Raw genomic sequence first — 20,210 nt, 5'->3', positions numbered from 1 at the left:
TTCTGTTACTCAATCAGATTTGGAAAGAAAAAGCGCCTTATTGGCGCTTTTTCTTTTTCTGAGCAGATACAAATACTCAGGACAAAATTCGATCAATAATTTCGAAGACGTCTGTACTCAGCTTCGGCTCACTCTTTATACGGCTTAATTCCACTCTCATAAGCTTTTGACGCTCAGGAGTATGCCGTGGCAACCCTTGAAACACAGAGCATATACGAGAAGCAATTTGCGGATTTGATTTGTTCAACTGAATAATTTTATCCGCCAGAAAACGATATCCACTACCATCTGTTTTGTGAAATTGCACCAGGTTTCGATTGGCAAAGGCACCAATCAGATGACGCACAATATTTGGGTTCTTGATATCAAAATAAGTATTATTTTCGAGCGTTTGAATAGCGGCCAGATCCGTTTTCTCACTACCAGCCTGCAATCCGAACCAGTATTGCACCATTAGCGGATCATGCTTCCACTGCGCCAGAAACTCATCCAAATATTGCTGGCGAACGTCCATCGCTGCATAGTCAACAATAAGACCCAACGCCCGCGAACGGTCAGTAAAGTTACCGCTTTCCCGATACTGAGTCTCTACCGCCGTCATCGCTGAGGGATCAGAACTACGAACCCAGTAGCTCAGAGCAATATTTTTCAGGCTGCGCTCAGAAGCATCCTGAAAATTGAAGGCATATGGTTTATTTTGGTTAAGTTGCTGATACAGATCCCTGAACTCTGCCTGATAGCGGCGGGCAATCGCATTGGCAACCGCCTCACGCACCTGATGAATGATATCCACATCTGCCGGATTCATCAGTTCAAACAGATATTGCTCCGCCGGCAAAACCAGCATACGGGCTTTTATAGCGAGATCCATGGTCTGATCGGACAATACTGCTGCCACCGCTGCCAACAGCTCATCAGCAACTGCCACTTTCGCCACATCCTTAAAACCTTTGATCTGCTCAAGCAATACATCAACCATCAATCGTTGCGCAGCATCCCAACGATTAAATTCATTGCTGTCATTAGCCATCAGGAACGCCAGCTCCTGACGACTATAAGCATATTTCAGCTCCACCGGTGCGGAAAAATCCCTTAACAATGATGGCACAGGTCGTGCTGGAACCTGTTTACATACAAAGGTCTGCTCAGCCTGAGTCACGGAAAGTACCGAAGTCATTGGATTGAACTGTTCAGAAGGCTCAATATCCAGCGCAATGTCATTTCCCTGTTCATCCAACAATCCGAGTTTCACAGGAATGAGCATCGGTTTTTTGCCAGTCTGACCATGGGTATCCGGAACTGTCTGCTTAAAAGTTAATTCATATTGACCAGAGGCTTCATCATATTGGGAACTGACTTCCACCACTGGGGTTCCAGCCTGTTCATACCAGAGCATAAACTGAGTAAAGTCAAAGCCACTGACCGCATGCATACTGGCAATAAAATCTTCAATGGTCGCCGCCTTACCATCGTTGTGATCAAAATAGTGATCACAACCTTTACGGAACAACTCACCCCCCAGCAAAGTATGTATCATGCGAACAACTTCGGCGCCTTTCTCATAAACAGTGAGGGTATAAAAGTTATTGATTTCAATATAGCTGCTGGGACGAACCGGATGCGCCATGGCACCAGCATCCTGGGCAAACTGCATGGTCTTCAAAATTGTTACGTCATCAACACGTTTGACCGCACGGGAATGCAGATCAGCAGTGAACTCAGCATCACGAAAAACCGTAAATCCTTCTTTCAGACTTAACTGAAACCAGTCACGACAGGTAACCCGATTCCCGGACCAGTTGTGAAAATATTCATGGCCGATAATGGATTCAATGCGCTCGAATGCCTCATCCGTAGTGGTTTTTTCATTTGCCAGCACAGCTGAGGAGTTAAAGATATTCAAACCTTTGTTTTCCATGGCTCCCATATTAAAGAAGTCAGAAGCCACGATCATAAACAGATCCAGGTCATATTCACGGCCGAAACGCTCTTCATCCCAACGCATGGAACGATGCAGAGCACCATGGGCAAAGTCTGTCTTTGCCGCATTGTGCTGTTCGACAAAAACATGAATGTCGATGACCCGGCCGGAGCAAGTGGTAAATTGACTCTCGCTCTTCACCAGGTCACCGGCCACCATGGCAAACAGGTAACTGGGCTTTTTGAAGGGGTCGTGCCAAGTGGCAAAGTGCCTGCCGTTATCAAGATCACCTTTTTCAGTCGGATTACCATTGGCCAGCAATACCGGAAACTTTTTCTTGTCGGCTTCCAATCGAGTGGTAAATACCGCCATCACATCAGGACGATCAGGATACCAGGTAATTTTGCGGAAACCTTCGGCTTCACACTGGGTACATAACATGCTGCCGGACAAATAAAAGCCTTCCAGACTGGTATTCTTATCCGGATAGATTTTCACTTGAGTGAAGATTTCGAATGACTCAGGTACGTCGCTGATCAACAGTTTTTCTTCTTCAACACGATATTCTGAGGCTGAAAGTTCGCGCCCATCAACGGCTATTGCTAAAGTCTCCAGGTCGGCACCATACAGGCACAGGGGGGCCTTATTACTACTTGCTTCAGGGTTTCGCCTGATTTTCAGCGAGGCTTCGATAATCGTAAACGACTCTTCGATATTCACATTCATGAATATCTCATCCACCAGATGGTCAGGCACCTGATAATCTTTCAAATAAATGGTCTTTGGTTCAGTTTGGCTCATTAAACAACCTCAATTTAGGCCTGGATTCTCAGTTCAACCTGATAGCCGGTATGCCGGCGGACATTTATAACACCCGTATCAAAAATCAGATATTGACCTTTGATACCTTGCAGGAAACCGGCAACCAGAGACTGTTTGTCCAGATTAAAACTACTGATTTTCTCCGGATAACGCTGTACCGGATAACGAATTTCCTGTATCTCACTGTGATGAATCAGTTGGATATGCTGCCGCCCATATTGCTGAATAAGTTCATCAAGCTGAGGCTTCAAATCCGCAAACAACTCATCACGACGGGCATGCAGATCAATGTCTGCATTATCCCCTTTCAACATCGCGCGCCAGTTGGTTTTGTCGGCAACCTTCTGCTTGAAAGTCACCTCTACCAAACCGGACAAATAACGGCTCGATACCCGTGCGACTGGCATCGCCTGCACCGCACCCTGATCGATCCATCGGGTCGGCAGCTGTCCTGCCCGGGTAATCCCCACTTTGAGATCAGAGGCATTGGCAAGATACACATAGTGTGGCTGCAGGCAGACGTTTTCGGCCCATTCCGGCTCCCGACAGGTGCCCTGGCCAATGTGGCATTTTTCTGGACTCATCATGCAGGCATCGCACTGTGCCAGCGCCATAAAATGCTTATAGCAATATCCCTGCCCAAAGCTCTTGTTGGTTTCCTGACCACAGTAACAGCAGAAAATCCTGCCACTAAAGTGAACTTCAACAGACTTTCCAAGAAAATCATTCAAGGCTACGCGGCGGTCACCCGACACCAGCTCATAGCGCACCAGATTATCGGCGGTGAGGCGGGTTTCCATTTTATCGAGTACAAACTCTCCATGACTGACCATCTCTTCTGAAGCAAAAAGATCGCCGTTCATGACCCCTCCTGGAGAATATCAATCAAATTGATTGGACTTTCCTGAACACCCTGCTGAGTAATCTTTTTACCCTTCTCAATATAACCGGTGCGCTCCTGTTCATTCTTAAACCGATATTCATAAGCAATGATTGCCTCCATGCAGGATTCCTTCTGCTGCTCGGACATCCGCTGACCATTGGGCCACTTGCTCAGCTCCAGGCTGCTCTTCAGGGTTTGGTATATTTCGGGGGTCATCTGATTGATGAGAGTATTGTAATCCATCGGGGTTTTAACCTGTTTTGATTTTGCGCGATGCTAACATAAACCCCGGTTAAAGTGATGATCAGCCATCGTTCCCCAGACGGCTGCCCCAGCCCAGTTTGGTACGACAAATCTCGTAGTAATCGTAGTTCTTAGGATGCAGCAGTCTGAGACTATGGGACATCTTGCTGATATGCAGTTCATCGCCCTGCAAAGTCACCAGATGATTCTGAGCATCACAACTGACCTGGGGTGCCAGATCATTTTCATAGCCGATGCGGACACATACGGCCGCATCACCATCCACGACCAATGGCCGACTGGTCAACGTGTGCGGAAACATGGGCACCAGCACAATGGCATTCAATTTGGGATGCATAAGCGGACCACCGGCAGACAAGGCATAAGCCGTGGAACCCGTGGGTGTCGAAACAATGAGTCCATCGGAGCGTTGACTGTAGACGAACTGACCGTCAATCAAGAGCTCAAACTCTATCATTCGGATTGACTGACCGGGGTGAAGCACAATGTCATTCATGGCTGCAGAGCTGCCGACCCACTCGCCACCTCTTCGCACTTTAACTTCCAACAGGAAACGCTGTTCTTCGATAAAATTACCGGAGAACACATCGCTAACCACCATTTCCATCTGGTCCGGCATAATATCGGTCAAAAAACCCAGACGCCCACGGTTAATTCCGAGCACCGGGAGATCATAAATCGCCATATCACGCGCGGCACCGAGTAGCGTCCCATCGCCTCCGACAACAATGATCAAATCGGCAAAAGCACCCAGCTCTGCTCTGGTGGCATAATCCACATCTTCGTTTCTCAGAGTGTTCTTTAATAAATCTTCAATTTTAAAGGGGATTTGCCGGTCACTCAGCAATTGAATCAGGTTCTTCAGAGTATTTAAGACATTATCATTACCCAAACGACCCAGAATACCGACACGCGAAAAATGAGACATAAATTTGCTCTAACCAAGTGTTCTTTCGTGGCATCATACCGTAATGAAATGCGTAAAGTCAGATATGGGGCAATTGATTCCCCGATTACAACAATCCTGGACACGACAACTGGCCTGGTCCCTGTTCAGTCCTGATCTTTTTTTGTACTACCCTTCACCATTTCGCCCAGACGCCTGGAGCATTGAGTGGCTATGGAGGCTGGACCAGTTGGAATCAGATGACCCTGAATTTCCCCGGCGCCTGGGGTTTCGCTTTGAGCAACTGCTTGAACGTTATCTGATAGATCATCCTGAGTGGCAACTGCTGGGTCGAAACATCCAGATCCATGACGACAACCGAACAATCGGCGAACTCGATTTTATTGCTCTATACCTGCCTGACGGCCAAGCCTGGCACATTGAGGCCGCAGTCAAATTTTACCTTCAGACTCCCTGGGGATGGTACGGCCCGGATGTCCGCGATACGCTGCTGCAAAAATATCTGCGCATGAAAAACCATCAATTGCGACTCCATGAGCACCCGGCTGCACGGTCACAGTTGGATCATTACGGAATTTCACAAAACCTGGCCAGTGCCATGCATGCTAAAGGCTGGCTGTTTGGTTATGAAGGACAGTGCCTGCTGCCGGACTATGTAAACCCGGCGATCCAGACCGGCAACTGGGAACTCGCGGCCAAGTGGCCATACGGCAGGGCATATCTGGACAAATCCAGCTGGCTTGACCCCATTGCCATGGAAACGGATTATTCTTTCGAAACCGTTGAGGGGTACCCGATCATGATCAATCACAATGGGCAGCGTCAATTTCTGGTGCCGGAAATCTGGCTGCAAAACATTGAAGAACAGAACAACGGACAAACGGTATGACTGCACAGACCATTAAAAACCCTTTGCACCCCAACCTGCTGGTTGCCATCGAAACAACGTTACGCGCCCATCCTAGTGGCATGAAGGAAATTGAACTGATCAATTATCTGGATACGGAGTTTGAAGGCGTTTTTCCCAAAAAAAATCTGGCAGACTCGCTGATTCTGTTTCAAACCCACTTCATCCTGTTTAATGCCCTGTATCAGCTGCAGGATATTCTGTGGCTTAATCAGAATGGCCATCTGATCATCGGCCCAATCGACATCTGCCTTTATCCTTTTAATAGCACGCTACACCTGCAGGCCATGACAGATTTCAACCACGCCAAAGAATATTATCTCGACTTCAGCAACTTCAACTCAACCAGCCGGGAAAATGTCGACGACCTGATTAAGAGCTTCTGGCGCAATGCCAAGGCTCATTGGGCCGGAGAAGATGCCTTCAAAGTATTGGGACTGAGCTACCCATGCAACTGGGAGGACATTAAACAGCGGTTCCGTTCACTGGCGAACCAGCACCACCCGGACAAAGGCGGAGATGCAGAAAAACTAAAACCCGTACTCGAAGCCTACAGCACACTGAAGACTCTCTATAAAAAGAACGGATAAAAGGCCGTTGAATAACGGCCTGGCAGACGGCTTACTGGTAGTAAGCGTTTTCGGTGACGGTATGGTCTGTCACATCCCGCACACCCTTCAAATCCGGTAAACGCTCAAGCAGCGTTTTTTCGACTCCGTCTTTGAGGGTCATATCCACTGCCGAACATCCCTGACAACCGCCACCAAAGCGCAAGATGGCCACATTATCTGCCGTCAGTTCCTCCAGCGAGATCTCACCGCCATGTGCCGCCAGGCCCGGATTGATTTCGGTATACAGGAGGTATTTGATCTGCTCGCTCAAAGGACTGTCAGATGTCACTTTCGGCATCTTGGCATTGGGGGCCTTGATCGTCAGCTGTCCACCCATTTTCTCCTGCTGAAAGTCCACCACCGCCTCTTCCAGGTAAGGCAGGCTCGGCTCATCCAGATAAACAGAGATTTTTTCCAACACCAGTTTTTCGTCTGAAGGCTTTTCTTCGCCTGGCTTGCAGTAGGCCAGACAGGTCTCCGCATAACGGGTTCCCGGCTGGGTGACAAACATCCTGACCGCAATACCTTCAACGTTCTGCTTGGCCAATAACTCAGCGAGATAACTTTGAGCTGCCTCGCTGATTCGGATATCGATACTCATAAAAACTCACTTATTGAAATGTGACGTTATTCTAAAACATAACTCAGAACAACAAAATAACAGACTAAAACAATCAGGTTTCTATGACAGGATTTCAAGCTGCCAAACAATAAATTTCATACTACCGGGAGATCTATATCAATTTTTTTTGATATACTTTTGCGCTATTGCCCAATGTAAACCAAAGAGACGCCATTCTCATGAGTCAAAACAAACGCCAGCAGCGTATCGAACAGTTTTATCAAGCTCTAAAACAGCGGATCCTCATTCTCGATGGTGCCATGGGCTCCATGATTCAAAGTTACCGACTGGAAGAGAAAGATTACCGTGGCGAGCGGTTCGTGGATCATCCCAGCGACCTTAAAGGCAACAACGATCTGCTCTCAATCACTCAGCCCCAGGTTATTCGTGGCATCCATAAAGCCTACCTGGAAGCGGGTTCCGATATTATCGAAACCAATACCTTTAATGCCAATACCGCATCGCAAAGCGACTACGGCATGCAGGCACATGCTTACGAACTCAATAAAGCCAGTGCCCTGCTGGCGCGCTCTGTTTGTGACGAATATACCGAAAAAAATCCTGACAAACCCCGTTGGGTCGTTGGTGTTTTGGGGCCGACCGGTAAAACCCTGTCCATTTCTCCTGATGTCAATAACCCGGCAGCGCGTAATGCCAGTTTCGATGAAATGGTCGAACTTTACAGCGAAGCTGCCAATGGTCTGATCGATGGCGATGCCGACCTGCTGATGATCGAAACCTCTTTCGATACCCTGAACGCCAAAGCGGCAATTTATGCGATCAAAACCGTGTTCGAGCAGCGCCAGATTGAGCTGCCAATCATGATTTCCGGAACCATTACCGATGCTTCCGGAAGAACGCTGTCCGGACAGATGACCGAAGCATTCTGGTATTCGATTCAACATGCCAATCCAGTCAGCGTGGGGCTGAACTGTGCCCTGGGTGCCCAGGAACTACGGCCATATGTGGAAGTACTGGCCACCAATGCCAATACCCATGTTTCCGCCCACCCCAATGCAGGTCTTCCCAATGAATTTGGCGAATATGATGAAACACCGGAGCAGATGGCCGATGTGATCCGTGAATTTGCCCAAAGTGGTTTTCTGAATATTGTCGGTGGCTGCTGCGGTACAACACCGGCGCACATCAGAGCCATTGCCGAAACCGTCAAGGATTTCCCGCCACGCACCATTGCCAGCCCGGAAGTTTCGCTGGAGTTATCCGGACTGGAACCGTTCAAATTCAATGAGCAGACATTATTTGTAAACGTCGGCGAGCGCACCAATGTCACAGGTTCTGCCAAATTTAAACGCCTGATCGTGGAAGAACAGTTTGACGAGGCGCTTGATGTCGCTCGCGACCAGGTGGAAAACGGCGCTCAGGTCATCGACATCAACATGGATGAGGGCATGCTCGATTCCAAAGCGGCAATGGAGAAATTCTGCAAACTGATTGCCTCGGAGCCGGATATTGCCAAAGTGCCGATTATGGTGGACTCCTCCAAATGGGAGGTAATCGAAGCCGGTCTAAAATGCATTCAGGGCAAATCTATCGTCAACTCCATCTCGTTGAAGGAAGGCGAGGAAGCGTTCCTGCATCATGCCAGAGAATGCATGAAGTATGGCGCGGCCGTCGTGGTTATGGCGTTTGATGAAACCGGTCAGGCCGATACCATCGAACGCAAAATCGATATCTGTACCCGCAGCTACAACACTTTGATCAATATCGGTTTCCCTCCGCAGGACATTATCTTCGATCCAAACATCTTTGCCGTGGCAACCGGTATTGAAGAGCACAACAATTATGCGGTGGATTTCATCGAAGCCACCCGCTATATCCGCCAGAACCTGCCCCATGCATCGATTAGCGGTGGTGTTTCCAACGTATCGTTTTCATTCCGGGGCAATAATCCGGTGCGCGAAGCCATCCACTCAGTGTTCCTGTACCACGCAGTTAAAGCCGGGATGAATATGGGTATCGTCAATGCCGGTCAGCTGGTGGTATATGACGACATCCCCGCCGAACTGAAAGAACGGGTGGAAGATGTGGTGCTGAACCGCCGCCCGGATGCCACGGACCGTCTGCTGGAAATCGCCGAACAGTATCGCGGTGACGGCACCACCGTCAAAAAAGAGGATCTGGAATGGCGCAGCCTGCCAGTCACCAAGCGCATTGAACACGCGTTAGTCAAAGGGATTACCAGTCATATTCTTGAAGATACGGAAGAATGCCGGCTACAGGTCAATCACCCGATCGAAGTCATTGAAGGGCCATTGATGGATGGCATGAACGTGGTGGGCGATCTGTTCGGTTCCGGCAAAATGTTTCTGCCTCAGGTCGTAAAATCCGCTCGGGTCATGAAACAGGCGGTGGCTCATTTGATTCCGTTTATCGAGGCAGAAAAATCCAGCGATGCCAAAGCCAAAGGGAAAGTACTCATGGCAACCGTCAAAGGCGATGTCCACGACATCGGCAAAAACATCGTTGGCGTGGTATTGCAGTGTAATAACTTCGAAGTCATTGATCTCGGCGTCATGGTGCCGGCGGAAAAAATACTGCAGGTAGCCAAGGAAAAAGATGTCGACATCATCGGCCTGAGCGGCCTGATCACACCTTCTCTCGACGAAATGGTGCACGTTGCCAAAGAGATGCAACGCCTGGACTTCAAAGTGCCATTGATGATCGGTGGTGCGACAACGTCCAAAGCCCATACTGCGGTAAAAATCGAGCCGCAATACCAGAATGACGGGGTGGTGTACGTAACCGATGCCTCGCGCGCGGTGTCTGTCGCTACCTCCCTGACCAGTGCCGAACTCAAACCGGTATATCTGGATGAACGCCGCAAAGAATATGAAATGGTGCGGGAGCGTAATAAAAACCGTAAAGCCAAATCGCTGCTGCCTTACGGTCAGGCCAAAGAAAATGCTCTGACACTGAACTGGCAGGAATATACGCCACCGGTTCCGAATCAACCCGGGATTCACGTATTTGACGATTATCCATTGGCAGAACTGGTGGACTACATCGACTGGACACCGTTCTTCATGACCTGGGAATTACACGGCAAATATCCAAAAATCCTGACCGATGAAGTGGTCGGCGAAGAGGCAACCAAATTATTCCACGATGCCCAGGCGATGCTGAAGCAACTGGTGGAACAGAAACTGATCAAAGCCCGCGCAGTGATCGGCCTGTGGCCGGCCAATCGCCGTGGTGCCGATGATGTCGTGGTTTATCGAGATGAATCACGCGATGAAGTCATGACCACCTTGCATCATCTGCGTCAACAACAGACCAAAGCTGAGGGTCAGCCAGCCTATTCACTGGCCGATTTCGTCGCTCCGGAACACAGCAAACCAGATTATATCGGCGGTTTTGTCGTGACAGCCGGCATTGGTGCGGAAGCATTGGCTAAGCAATATGAAGCACAACACGATGATTACAACGCCATTATGGTCAAAGCTCTGGCCGATCGTTTCGCAGAAGCATTCGCGGAAAGAATGCATGAGCGGGTACGTACGGAATATTGGGGTTATAACCATCAACAATTTAATAATGAAGAGTTGATCAAGGAGCGCTATCAGGGCGTTCGCCCGGCTCCGGGTTACCCGGCCTGTCCGGATCACACCGAAAAAGCAGCGTTGTTCAATCTGCTCAATGCCACAGAACATACCGGCGTGGAATTGACCGGAAGCTTTGCCATGACACCGGCAGCAGCGGTATCCGGGTGGTACTTCAGTCATCCGGAGTCGAAGTATTTCGGAGTTGGTAAAATCGATCGTGACCAGGTTCGTGATCTGGCCGAACGTAAAGGTATGGAGGTTAAAATACTGGAACGTTGGCTGGCACCCAATCTCGGTTATGAACCAGACTGATCAACCCTGCTGAAACATCTGACAGCCTTCCTCTGGGAAGGCTGTTTTATCTGAGTTCAAAATTCTTCACGCTCAATCAAACAAATGACTGCATCCGGGACCATTCAGTGCGCTCTTACCTCCGGACAAAGGAGAAACCTGAATTTGAGTACCAATACGCTCTTTTAATGCCGGAACGTGAGAGATCACTCCGATAAGCTTACCCCCCTGCTGCACGCCCGACAGCGTTTCCAATGCAGTATCCAGGGTATCTTCATCCAGTGTTCCAAATCCTTCATCCAGAAACATCGAATCCACCCTCACTTTACGACTGGCCATCATGGACAACCCAAGCGCCAGCGCCAGACTGACAATAAAACTCTCACCCCCGGAAAGGTTACGGGTAGAACGGACCTCACCCGCCTGATAATTATCCAGCACATTAAGTTCCAGCGGTTGTTCGCTATCCCGCAGTAATAAGTATCGGTCGGTCATCTTTTCGAGTTGACGATTGGCATGGGAAACCAATAGTTCAAAAGTCAGTCCCTGGGCAAAATTCCGGTATTTTTTGCCATCGGCAGAACCGATCAGACTGTGCAGCTGATTCCAGCGCTCGCATTCCGTTGTCTGCGCCTGGATGTCCACCTGTGCTGTTTTAAACCGTTCTTGAGCCTCGGAATGAATGCGAAGCTGGTGAGCCAAAGAGGCTATTCGCTCGTTTAGTTGTTGCCCATTTTGCTCCAGTTCCTGTATCCGGGACTGCAATTGTTCAGGAGTCTGTTCAGTCAATTGTTTGGCCTGCTCGGCCGCCAATCGCGCTTCCCGGTCCTGCTTTCGATCCGTCAGCAGAACCTGACGTTCTTCCAACTGTTTTGCCTGCTGCGTTAATGCCTCTCGCTCGTCAATACTGCAACGGGCAGCTGCGAGCTCGTTTTCATCCATAAAACCAGCTTGATGCAAGGCTTCTAACAGTGATGCTTCTGCTTCCTGTAATTCCAGCTTTCGTTTTTCAATCGTCTGACTCAGGGAATTGATACGGGTATTGGCTTCTGTCAGTTGCCGTTGCAGTTCATGCTGCTCATTTCCGAGGTTCTTTTCTACAGCAATGGCCTGATCAATCGCATGTTGCAGAGATATCTGCTCAGCATCGGGCTGTTTATTGCCGAACAACTGCTGCCGCTGAGTCTGGATATCGTGAGACTGCTGTTTAAGTGCCTCGCGTTTTTGTTGCTGCCCTTGCAAGGCCTGATGCTGTGAGGCCATCAAAACATCAATGGACTTAAGCTCACTTTTTAGCTCAGTCATGGCATTTTCGAGTCTGTTTTTCTCCTTGATATGCTGCTGCCATTCCTCAGCCCGTTTACGCAGAGACTGCAACAGCCCACCCACATCGTCTCCCAGCTCTGTCACGCCATAAGTCTGCAATGGCGCTACAACAGTCTGGCTCTGGGTATCGTACCCGGCCTGCATCCGACTCAATCGGTCGGTGATTTCAGCCAGGCTTTTTTCGGCCGAAGATAGATGGTGACGAGCATCCACTAAAGCCTGCTCAGCCTGTCGCTGTTCGATAGCGACCTGCTGCACCCTCTGCGCCAGCTGTTCGAGAATCTCTTCCTGCGCTTCCACTTGAGTGATTAGGTTTTGCAATTCGGCAATACGTTTCTCGGTATCATTACTCGAAGGAACATTGCCCTCAGCGTAAGGATGCGCTGTCGCACCACAAAGCGGACAGGGTTTACCATCTTCCAATGACTGCCGATACTCTTCCAAATCGGCAATGCGATTCTGTAGTATTAATTGCGTTTGTAATGCGTCTCTTTCAGCCCGGTGCTCTCGCAGCAGGCGTCCGGCCAAAAGCTGATCGCGCTTTTCTTTTCCTGTCTGCAAGGCTGCCTGTGCTTCTTTCAGCTTCTGAGCCGAGAGGTCATCCTGCTGCTGGCACTGCGCCTGCGTCCGTCTGTATTTTTCCACTTGCTCCCTGGTCTGTTGCTGCTGTTCACGAAGCCGCTGCAATTCTCCTCGCTGCTTGAGCAGATCCGCAAACTGCACCTCGATGCCGGCCAGCCCATTGACCAGCGACTCATCGCGACAATGGTCAGCGCAATATTGCTCAATCTGTTGCAGCTGTTGGACGCTCTGATCGTAGCGCTGCTGATACTCCGTACGTTGCTGTTCATGGACATTGATATCAGCCAGCATTCCCCTGATCGCCTCATCGGCTTCAGCGAGGTTATTTGCTTTGTCTTTCAGGCTCTGATCCAGTGCCCGAACCTGGTTCAGCAGCGGCATTGCTTCGGTCAAACAGGTTCTGGCGGCCACCGTATTCTGTTCGGCGGCACGCCATGCCTCTTCCCGATTTTTTACCATCTTTTCCAGTTCTGGCATCCGCTTCTGCAAGCTCGATAGGGCCGCCTGATCATCGGCCTGATTTCTGCGCTCAGCAGTCAGAGTGGCATATTGTCCGTCTAAAGTAGCAGCCTTTAGAGCTCGATTCAGTCGCTCCTGTTGCGGTGTAAAGGTCTCAATCTGCGCCTTTAGTTGTTGCTGTTCATCCATCAGACTCCGTAGTTCCTGCCGCAGCGTTTCGATCCCCTGCCACCAGCCAATGGCCTGACGGACTTCAGTTAACTGTCGGTTCACGACACTGTGCTTTTGCTGTTGGTCATGCAGAGTCTGCCGGATTTCCATTTCCTTCTCCGGTGTCAGTATCACTATGCTCTTGGTCTCGGCCTGCAGCAGCGTCAGTTTTTCCTGCTCCTGTCGTTGACGTTCATGGGTCATGCGGGATATATCGGTATAAATGCCAGTGCCGGTAATCTGCTCCAGAATCTTCGACTTCTGTTCTGCATCCGCTTTCAGAAATGTATCAAAACCACCCTGAGCCAGCAGAATGGACCGGGTGAAACGATCGAAATCCATGCCGGTACAGGCTTCAATGACCGCGGCCACCTGACTTTTTTTGGTTTCCAGCAACTGGCCATTCCCGGCATTGGCAATTTGATGCTCAGGTGTCTGTAGTGCACCATCGGCTTTACGTCGCGCCCGGCGCTGTGTCCATTTACAACGAAACACACCGGTCTGAGTTTCGAACACCACTTCGGCGTAGCATTCAGAAGTTTGTCGCGACATGATGCCATTGGTGCTTTTGGTGATATTGCCAAGCCTGGGAGTTCGACCATATAACGCCAGACAGATGGCATCCAGAATCGTGGATTTTCCAGCACCGGTTGGACCAACGAGCGCAAAAATGCCGTTGGACACATATTCCGGATCGGTAAAATCGATCTTCCATTCACCGTAAAGGGAATTAAGGTTTTGAAATCTGAGTTCCAGTATTTTCATATCAGCGGCCCTACTCCGCCTGCTTGTCTGCATCGTGCAGAGACTGAACTATTTCCTGATAGCAGTCCGTCAATATCGGCCGCTGCTCTTCCGGTATGTCATGGGCGTCCAGGCAACGGACAAAAACCTCACCTTCATTCAGGTCATCCAGCATTTCTTCTTCAACCACCGTCTGCATGATTCTATCTACCATGCGACGGTTTTTAATTCTGCGGACTTCCATCAGAGAACCAGACAAGATTTCATCCACGACTGCGCGCAAATCACCAATGACCTCCTGCCCGGTATATTCGATTTCCAACCAGGCATTACTATGTTCTTCCACCAGTTGCTGAAGACGATTCACAATATCCTGCCGTGCCCCCACAATTCGGACCAAGGGCTGAAAACATGGAACAGATATTTCCTTGATACCAAGGTCGTTTGGCTTCGCTTCAATCACAATGACCTGTTTCTGTTGATTTGCTTCACCAAATCCCATTGGAATGGGTGATCCACTGTAACGAAGATGGTCCTCATCCCCCACCTTTTGAGGCACATGCAAATGCCCCAAAGCCAGATAATCTATGGATGATGGAAAGATACTTTTTTCGATATGCGCCAGCGATCCAACATACAGTTCACGAACGCCATCACCATCCATGGTAGTACCACCTGCCGTAAATAAATGCCCCATCGCTATGATCGGCACATGGGTGTCCTCTAGCGAGGCTCTTTTTTGCACAGCCAATGCACATACATTTTCATAGTGTTTACGAATACCATCCAGCAAGTGGCGGTTTTTATCATCAATGGTTTCACCTGGCATTGCAGTCCGTACATCTTTATCGCGCAAATAAGGAACAGCACAGACAATCGCCTCAGGCCTCTGCCCATCGGATAACAGCAGAACCTCATCTTCCAATGACTCTGTGACCGCACCAATCACGTGTACGTTCAGTATCTTGAGTAATTCCCGTGGCGCCTCCAAAAACGAAGGCGAGTCATGATTGCCGGCGATCACCACGACATGTCGGCAGCAGGATGCGGCTACCTGGCATAAAAACCGATAATACAACGATTGCGCCCGATGACTTGGGGTCGTGGTATCAAACACATCGCCTGCCACCAGCAAGGCATTTATCTTCTCCTGCTCTATGATGACCATTAACCAGTCCAAAAAGGCGGAAAACTCGTCGTAACGTTTACGGCCATAAAGCGAACGTCCAAGATGCCAATCGGAGGTGTGAAGAATTCTCATGATTTGATTTCCACGCTGACCAAATTTTAAATTAAAGCAGGCTTTATAAACCAATCAGAACATGAGCTCAAACCAGCAATAGTCAAATGGTTACTGTTTTAGCTCCTTCAAAAGAACCAGTAGACCGGTTAAGAAATCATCCTTTTGACGGCTTGACATCACATTGAAAATAAAGTTATCAAATTAATTATTATAATTTTATATGCCATAAATTTCCGTCGTTCAAAGACCTGGTAATTCATTGATTCTTGTTTTTCTGCATATTGGTATCAGGCAAATATAGTGTTATTCTGAAATTGCTTGGGAAGGAAAATTGCCATACATAAAAACTATTAACACAAGGGTATCTTTTGGCACCATTAAATTCATATTCACTTAACATTTGTTAAGAAAAATTTATGAAAATCCCTGGCTAACAAGTAACTACTTTTTTAATGCAACTCTGACGTTCGGTAATTTCGATTGGTACTTTTATAAAAGTACTCGATGTATCGTGGTGATATACCTTTCGTCTCTACTTAAAGGTTAACCCAAATGCTAAAAAGTACGATCCCTTTTGTGGCTGCGTTAGCAATATCAACTTCTCCAATCCTCATTTCCAGTTCTGCCACTGCCCAGGAACATGCAACTGACAATAAGTTCTGGTGGCCGGAAAAACTGGACCTCAGCCCGCTCCGGCAGCACGATTCTGAATCCAATCCAATGGGCGATGGTTTTGACTACGTCAAAGAATTCAACAGCCTGGATCTGGATGCGGTTAAAGAAGACATCAAAAAACTGTTGACCACCTCACAAGACTGGTGGCCATCTGATTACGGAAATTATGGGCCGTTTTTTATCCGCATGGCATGGCATAGCGCCGGTGTCTACCGAATGGGAGACGGTCGCGGCGGTGCCGCTGGTGGTCAGCAGCGTTTCGAACCTCTGAATAGTTGGCCTGACAACGTTAACCTCGACAAAGCACGTCGACTGTTATGGCCGATCAAACAAAAATATGGGCGGAAAATTTCCTGGGCCGACCTGATGGTCCTGACCGGGAATGTGTCTCTTGAATCCATGGGCTTTAAGACATTTGGCTTTGCCGGTGGCCGGGAAGATGATTGGGAACCAGATATGGTTTACTGGGGCTCAGAAAAGAAATGGCTCGGTGATGAAGACCGTTACAGCGGTGACCGGAAACTGGAAGATCCACTTGCAGCTGTACAAATGGGCTTGATTTACGTAAATCCCGAAGGCCCAGGTGGCAATCCTGACCCTTTGCTGGCTGCCAGGGACATCCGTGAAACCTTTGGTCGCATGGCAATGAATGACGAAGAAACGGTGGCTTTGATCGCCGGAGGCCATACTTTTGGGAAGGCCCATGGAAATGGGAAAGCGGATTGTCTGGGAGAAGCTCCGGCAGCCGCTGCAATAGAAGATCAGGGACTGGGCTGGAAAAATAAATGTGGCAGCGGCACAGGAGCGGATACCGTGACCAGTGGCCTGGAAGGTTCATGGTCAGCTAACCCGGTTGCCTGGACAACTCAATACCTGGACAACCTGTTTGGTTATGACTGGGTGCAAACCAAAAGCCCGGCTGGCGCAACACAGTGGATTCCTGCGAACGGACAGGCAGCCAATCTGACGCCTGATGCGCACGACCCCAGCAAACGCCACGCACCGATCATGTTTACCACCGACCTGGCCCTGAAAGAAGATCCAGCCTATCGGAAGATTGCGGAGCGGTTCCACAAAGATCCGCAGCAATATCAACTGGCATTCGCCAAAGCCTGGTTCAAACTGACTCACCGGGATATGGGACCACGGAGCCGTTACCTTGGACCCGATGCCCCTAAAGAGGCATTAATCTGGCAGGATCCTATCCCGGCAGTTGATTATAAACTGGTCAATGAAAAAGATATTTCCAAGTTGAAAAATCAGATTCTTAACTCCGGACTCACCGGGCCAGAACTGATCAGAACAGCCTGGGCATCAGCATCCAGCTTCCGCGGAACCGACATGCGTGGTGGAGCAAATGGCGCCCGTATTCGTCTGCAGCCACAAATCAACTGGTCGGCCAACAATCCGGATGAGTTAAAGAAAGTGCTCAGCCGCCTGGAGAGTATTCAGGAAAATTTCAATCAAAAATCCGGAAAACGAAAAATCTCCATGGCAGATCTGATTGTACTTGGTGGTGACACCGCCATCGAACAGGCCGCGCAGCAAGGTGGTTACCAAGTCGAGGTACCGTTTACCCCTGGCCGTGCAGATGCTACCCAGGAACAGACAGATGTGCATTCGTTTGCAGTACTCGAACCCAAAGCTGATGCTTTCCGTAACTACTATGATGACCGCAGCCCGATGTCGCCGACCCGAATGCTGGTCGACAAAGCCAACCTGCTAACGTTGACCGTACCCGAAATGACGGTGTTGGTCGGTGGAATGCGAGCGCTGGATGCTAACAGCGATGGCTCTGAATATGGCGTATTCACTGACCGTCCCGGAACCCTGAGCAATGACTTTTTTGTGAATTTGCTGGATATGTCAACCAAGTGGAGTAAATCCTCAGACATGGAAGGCATTTATGAAGGTCGCGACCGTGAAACCAATACGCTGAAATGGAAAGCCACACCCGTGGATCTGATTTTTGGCTCACACTCCGAGTTACGTGCTGTCGCGGAAGTCTATGCATCTGATGATGCCGGTCAGAAATTTGTCGATGACTTTGTGGCCGCATGGACCAAAGTGATGAAACTCGATCGATTTGATCTCTAAGCGTTCCGCTTTTTTTAAAACGCGGCGCTTTTTTGCGCCGCAATTTTTCCACTTCCTGACAGTGGTCACAAGCAGGTATAAAAAACGGCAAAATCACCACTTTCCGCTTAATCTCTCCCGCCAGACATGACAAAATCAACACCTGTGCACCGCTTCAATACCTCAGGCTGTTTACATGCAACAAGTTCTTCAATATCTCATCCAATACGCAGATACTCTGCTGGAGCGCTATCGCGATCCATATCACGGCACACCGCTTTTTTTTGACGGTTGTGACAGCTTCACCGGCAACCCCGTTATCTGGCAAAACACTGACGGCACCCCCTGGGAGCCTTCAAATATCGCCAGCCAACAGAACCTGTTCCGGTTTCTGAGTGGACTGACTGCCCTTACTGGCAAGTCTCAATACCGACAGGCCGCCAAAGATGCAATCGCCTGGCATTTTAAGCATGCTGACAAAAGCGGTTTGATACGTTGGGGCGGCCATTCCTTTCTGGACCTCAAAACACTGCAGGCCGTGGGTCCGGAAAATAAAAATATGCTGCATGAACTTAAGCATCACTGCCCTTTTTATGAGCTGATGTATGAAACCGATGCTGCTGCCACACGACGACTGATCAAAGCAATCTGGAACAGCCATGTCAGCAATTGGGACAATCTGGAGATGTCCCGTCATGGTGAATACGGTAAAACATTCGACGAACACGATTTCTGGAATAAACCCCGGCATGCTGACCTTGAACCATTACGGGAGATGAAAGGCCTGTCATTTATTAACATTGGTAATGACCTGATCTTTAGCGCTGGAATGCTCTACAAACTGGACCAGGATCAGGAGGCGCTGTCATGGGCAGAGTTCCTCATGCGCCAGTATGTCAATAGCCGTTACCCTGATACCAAACTGGGTTGCTACCAGTACAATCGCCCCGCCAAGACAGCTGAGGCACCCAGCGATGAAAACCACCCTCAGTACACCTTTTCATTTTGGGGGGATCGCGCCCAGCGACAGTTTGGTCCGGAATACGGTGATGTTGCCAAAGAAGCCTGGGTCCTGTTCAAAATGGATGAAGAAGCTTTAAATGGACCGGAAGGAATTTACGGAGATTGTGCACTGACCCAGACATTGCTCGCCCGGGAACTCGGTGATAAAGGCCAGCAATTGCTTACGTGGACCACTGAAGGACTGGAAGCGTGGATTCACTACGCCTATGATCCGGACAACAATGAAATCAAACCCATGTTTGCCGATGGAAAAGACCTGACCGGACATCACATTCCTCGCTATGGTTATTATGGCCACAAAGGTACTCCATTTACCCGCAGGCCACTTCCTGTTCATGTTTTTCTGGCCTGTGTCACCAATTGGGTGGAAACACGGAGCGAAATACTCTGGCCAGCCATCTGTGCCATGGCAAAACACTTTGAACTCGGTGACTGGACGCCCAGTTCACCACAGGTCAAACTCGATACCACCGCCGACGAAACACTCTTATTACTGGCCGTACTGGAAATGCACCGGGCCACGGGGAATCAAAGCTATCTGAGCCTGGCTCAAAAACTTGGGGACAACTTATTCAAACGCAGCGCCAACCGAGGCTTGTTTATTGCCAGCAAAGACCACATTCACTGTCGCTTCGATGACATCGAACCACTGGCATTGCTCAGCCTAATTGCCGCCACACAGGATCAACATGATCAGATACCGGTCTACCGAAGCCGTGGCGGATACATTCATGGAGACATGATGATGCCAGACGGTAGTTGCAAAAATACAATGGATATCAAAGCCATTTATTCCCGGCAGAAATAGCATGAGCATCTAACTGGTTAGGTTGGTGAGCACGGGCAGAAGACACAACAAAGGCTCAACCTTTTTTTGGAAAAGCCGGCTTTATCGGCACAAGGGCTACCAATTGACCGGTTGTGATCTCAATAACAAAAACAGTTTTTTTGTGAATATTAACCCGGCAAGTATACATATCAGGTTAATAGTGTGATGCAGGAATGCACCGAGGTGTCGGACCACACCATTGGCCACAGCCAATGCTAGCTCCGATTAATCAAGCGGTCTGACGATTCGGGG

At 49.2% G+C, this 20,210-nt stretch carries 12 protein-coding genes; 5 read left to right on the top strand and 7 right to left on the bottom strand.

What is annotated here, in order from left to right; all coding sequences use genetic code 11:
- Positions 1-76: 76 nt before the first annotated feature.
- The 4 genes from pepN to YC6258_RS14280 all read right to left on the bottom strand — a co-directional run bounded on the left by pepN (position 77) and on the right by YC6258_RS14280 (position 4,818).
- Positions 77-2,722 carry an aminopeptidase N gene (gene pepN / locus YC6258_RS14295; RefSeq protein ID WP_044617580.1) on the bottom strand — a complete coding sequence of 882 codons (2,646 nt, stop codon included), beginning with the start codon at positions 2,720-2,722 and terminating at the stop codon, positions 77-79.
- A gap of 14 nt (positions 2,723-2,736) precedes the next feature.
- Positions 2,737-3,606 carry a DUF2797 domain-containing protein gene (locus tag YC6258_RS14290; protein WP_211264527.1) on the bottom strand — a complete coding sequence of 290 codons (870 nt, stop codon included), beginning with the start codon at positions 3,604-3,606 and terminating at the stop codon, positions 2,737-2,739.
- Positions 3,603-3,869 (bottom strand): DUF1315 family protein, encoded by a 267-nt coding sequence (locus YC6258_RS14285; RefSeq protein ID WP_044617579.1) that lies wholly within the window; start codon positions 3,867-3,869, stop codon positions 3,603-3,605. Before YC6258_RS14285 ends, YC6258_RS14290 begins: the two co-directional genes overlap by 4 nt.
- A gap of 61 nt (positions 3,870-3,930) precedes the next feature.
- A complete protein-coding gene (locus tag YC6258_RS14280) occupies positions 3,931-4,818 on the bottom strand; it encodes an NAD(+) kinase (protein ID WP_044617578.1) in 888 nt (295 codons plus the stop codon).
- 43 nt (positions 4,819-4,861) lie between these two features.
- On the opposite strand from YC6258_RS14280, the gene YC6258_RS27350 reads away from it, so the two are divergent.
- Together YC6258_RS27350 and YC6258_RS14270 are read left to right on the top strand one after the other, a co-directional pair.
- Entirely contained in the window at positions 4,862-5,686 is an 825-nt protein-coding gene (locus YC6258_RS27350; RefSeq protein ID WP_082070726.1) for a DUF1853 family protein, read from the top strand.
- A complete protein-coding gene (locus YC6258_RS14270) occupies positions 5,683-6,294 on the top strand; it encodes a DNA-J related domain-containing protein (protein ID WP_044617577.1) in 612 nt (203 codons plus the stop codon). Before YC6258_RS27350 ends, YC6258_RS14270 begins: the two co-directional genes overlap by 4 nt.
- A 31-nt stretch (positions 6,295-6,325) precedes the next feature.
- Here YC6258_RS14270 and nfuA read toward each other — a convergent pair whose 3' ends face one another.
- Positions 6,326-6,916 (bottom strand): Fe-S biogenesis protein NfuA, encoded by a 591-nt coding sequence (nfuA, locus tag YC6258_RS14265; RefSeq protein ID WP_044617576.1) that lies wholly within the window; start codon positions 6,914-6,916, stop codon positions 6,326-6,328.
- 200 nt (positions 6,917-7,116) lie between these two features.
- Here nfuA and metH point away from each other — a divergent pair, with 200 nt between their 5' ends.
- The gene (gene metH / locus YC6258_RS14260) at positions 7,117-10,812 is read left to right on the top strand and encodes a methionine synthase (RefSeq protein ID WP_044617575.1); all 3,696 of its coding nucleotides are present in this window, start codon (positions 7,117-7,119) and stop codon (positions 10,810-10,812) included.
- A 72-nt stretch (positions 10,813-10,884) separates the two neighbouring features.
- Here the strand turns inward: metH and YC6258_RS14255 are convergent, their stop codons facing one another.
- Together YC6258_RS14255 and YC6258_RS14250 are read right to left on the bottom strand one after the other, a co-directional pair.
- Positions 10,885-14,133, bottom strand: a complete 3,249-nt coding sequence (locus YC6258_RS14255) for an AAA family ATPase (protein WP_044617574.1) — start codon at positions 14,131-14,133, stop codon at positions 10,885-10,887.
- Between the two features lie 10 nt (positions 14,134-14,143).
- A complete protein-coding gene (locus tag YC6258_RS14250) occupies positions 14,144-15,373 on the bottom strand; it encodes an exonuclease SbcCD subunit D C-terminal domain-containing protein (RefSeq protein WP_044617573.1) in 1,230 nt (409 codons plus the stop codon).
- A gap of 534 nt (positions 15,374-15,907) precedes the next feature.
- Here YC6258_RS14250 and katG point away from each other — a divergent pair.
- Both katG and YC6258_RS14240 read left to right on the top strand, forming a co-directional pair.
- Positions 15,908-18,127: a catalase/peroxidase HPI gene (gene katG / locus YC6258_RS14245; RefSeq protein ID WP_044617572.1), complete on the top strand. Its 2,220-nt coding sequence runs from the start codon at positions 15,908-15,910 to the stop codon at positions 18,125-18,127.
- 175 nt (positions 18,128-18,302) lie between these two features.
- Complete coding sequence (locus tag YC6258_RS14240; RefSeq protein WP_052830296.1) at positions 18,303-19,937, top strand: pectate lyase; 1,635 nt, start codon at positions 18,303-18,305, stop codon at positions 19,935-19,937.
- Positions 19,938-20,210: the final 273 nt, after the last annotated feature.

The sequence above is a fragment of the Gynuella sunshinyii YC6258 genome, assembly GCF_000940805.1.
Classification (GTDB): Bacteria; Pseudomonadota; Gammaproteobacteria; order Pseudomonadales; family Natronospirillaceae; genus Gynuella; species Gynuella sunshinyii.
The sequence above is the reverse complement of the archived record's forward strand: the minus strand, read 5'-3'. Positions and strand labels throughout refer to the sequence as shown.

Bases quoted from the DNA above. Each gene is read 5' to 3' on its own strand.
- YC6258_RS14280 (WP_044617578.1), bottom strand. From the start codon at position 4,818: ATGTCTCATTTTTCGCGTGTCGGTATTCTGGGTCGTTTGGGTAATGAT.
- YC6258_RS14270 (WP_044617577.1), top strand. From the start codon at position 5,683: ATGACTGCACAGACCATTAAAAACCCTTTGCACCCCAACCTGCTGGTT.
- YC6258_RS27350 (WP_082070726.1), top strand. From the start codon at position 4,862: ATGAAATGCGTAAAGTCAGATATGGGGCAATTGATTCCCCGATTACAA.
- pepN (WP_044617580.1), bottom strand. From the start codon at position 2,722: ATGAGCCAAACTGAACCAAAGACCATTTATTTGAAAGATTATCAGGTG.
- katG (WP_044617572.1), top strand. From the start codon at position 15,908: ATGCTAAAAAGTACGATCCCTTTTGTGGCTGCGTTAGCAATATCAACT.
- YC6258_RS14240 (WP_052830296.1), top strand. From the start codon at position 18,303: ATGCAACAAGTTCTTCAATATCTCATCCAATACGCAGATACTCTGCTG.
- YC6258_RS14255 (WP_044617574.1), bottom strand. From the start codon at position 14,133: ATGAAAATACTGGAACTCAGATTTCAAAACCTTAATTCCCTTTACGGT.
- YC6258_RS14250 (WP_044617573.1), bottom strand. From the start codon at position 15,373: ATGAGAATTCTTCACACCTCCGATTGGCATCTTGGACGTTCGCTTTAT.
- YC6258_RS14285 (WP_044617579.1), bottom strand. From the start codon at position 3,869: ATGGATTACAATACTCTCATCAATCAGATGACCCCCGAAATATACCAA.
- YC6258_RS14290 (WP_211264527.1), bottom strand. From the start codon at position 3,606: ATGAACGGCGATCTTTTTGCTTCAGAAGAGATGGTCAGTCATGGAGAG.
- nfuA (WP_044617576.1), bottom strand. From the start codon at position 6,916: ATGAGTATCGATATCCGAATCAGCGAGGCAGCTCAAAGTTATCTCGCT.
- metH (WP_044617575.1), top strand. From the start codon at position 7,117: ATGAGTCAAAACAAACGCCAGCAGCGTATCGAACAGTTTTATCAAGCT.